This window comes from Alteromonas sp. ALT199 (assembly GCF_018619335.1).
GTDB lineage: Bacteria > Pseudomonadota > Gammaproteobacteria > Enterobacterales > Alteromonadaceae > Alteromonas.
Genome location: NZ_JAHHDX010000044.1, coordinates 1 through 1264 on the forward strand (window position 1 = coordinate 1; position 1264 = coordinate 1264).

Below are 1264 nucleotides of genomic sequence, written 5' to 3' on the forward strand. Positions count from 1 at the left end.
GGGAGTAAAAAATCATTTCTGTTAAACAAGAATGGGGTGAATAACTCTTCCTCTAATCCTGTAGACAAAGAACTTGATATTGTTCGCTCTTACACTCGTAATTCAAAGTCGTTAATTTTAGCCGGTCAGAGCCCGAAGCCGGCGGGTGAAACGCTGGATGGCTTTATACTAAAAGCTTTTACAAAGTATTTAGGTAACCCCAATACAACTTATACGTCGGTGTTAGGTGATGAAATAAAAGGGCCTGATCCTAAAAAGCCTGTGATGCTTAGTTTAAGCTTTGGCTTTCCTCACACTCCTGTTTTACCGCCGAAATCATTCCGTGACCGTTTTAAGTCTAAGCACTATAAAATTCCTGAGTTTTCTCAAACTGAATTAGAACGTTTACCTCCACAATTAGTAAAGCTGTATAAAAATATGAAAACTGATGGTATGACGAAAGAGGAAAAGCTTAAAACTATAAGAGATTATTACGCTTTTACTGCATATGGAGATGCTTTAATCGGAGAAGCGATAGAGAAATTCAAAGCATATAACGAGAAGACGGGGCGACCTTACTTGATAATCTTAACGGTTGGAGATCATGGTTGGCATCTTGGAGAGCAAGGCATTTCAGCGAAGTTTGGTCCTTGGGACAAGTCTAATCATGGTGCAATGGTAGTGGTAGATTCTCGCGGTGAAGCATTTCCGCGTAATACTGTATATAACGATTTCATCGAATACGTAGATATTTCACCAACTATACTTTCCGCCGCAGGTGCAGAGATTGATAGTAGCCTTGACCACTTAGACGGTTTCGATTTAGCAGAAGTTATTAAAAAGCCTAAGTTAAAAAGAGATTATGTGCTTGGAGAGCTCAATCAAATTATAGGCGACCGCGCTTATTTAAGAACTAACAGATTTGGCTTCTCTATGAAAGTGCGACCTAAGCTTGGAAAGCCAGGTGAAACCCATAAGCCAGGAGAGGATATAAGGTGGGCTATCAATGCATCAGCTAGCGACGTTGAAATGGCTTTGTATGACTTGTCATGTGACCCCAATGAACGTCGAAATGTTGCTTATGAACCTGAATACAGTGCCATCGTTAAAAGGCTACGCGAAAAAACTCAAGATATATTTTTGGGAGATGGGAGGCTGGAAATTGACTGGACTAAGGAAAACGTTTCGTTTACATCAGACTTTGCTCCAGGCGCTCACGATAGATCTTTATCGATAGAATCAACTAAAGAGATTAGCTGTCTATTATGATTGTCGTTTGAATCGG

At 40.2% G+C, this 1264-nt stretch carries 1 protein-coding gene; it reads left to right on the plus strand.

Annotated features, from left to right (window positions below):
• Window positions 1–1248: sulfatase-like hydrolase/transferase (locus KL866_RS05115; RefSeq protein ID WP_214993821.1), on the plus strand; the 1248-nt coding region annotated here is incomplete at its 5' end.
• Between the last annotated feature and the right edge of the window lie 16 nt (window positions 1249–1264).